Consider the following 284-nt stretch of genomic DNA (forward strand, 5'->3'; position numbering starts at 1 on the left):
GTCTCGGATGTGCACTCGTCCACCGTGCGGACGACGACGAGCGAGCCGGATTGCAGCTCAGCTCCGTTCGGATGCGGGGAGGCCATCAATCACCGGCCTCGGCAAGCTGACCAGACGCACGCATCACGGCGCACAGGATTTCGATATGCGTGCCGCAGCGACAGAGATTGTAGCGCAGCGCCGCCAGCGCCTCCTGTTCGGTGGGCTGAGGGTTGATCGCAAGCAGCGCCTTGGTCGTCATGATCATGCCGTTGAGACAATAGCCGCATTGCGCGGCCTGCTCG

General features: G+C 63.7%; 1 protein-coding gene. It reads right to left on the bottom strand.

Features of this window, described 5'->3' with window-relative positions; translation table 11 throughout:
• Positions 1 to 85 precede the first annotated feature (85 nt).
• A partial coding sequence (locus tag AC0L3U_RS39245; RefSeq protein WP_473365098.1) for a 2Fe-2S iron-sulfur cluster-binding protein occupies positions 86 to 284 on the bottom strand: 199 nt, incomplete at its 5' end.

Source organism: Bradyrhizobium sp. Kon69, assembly GCF_055807515.1.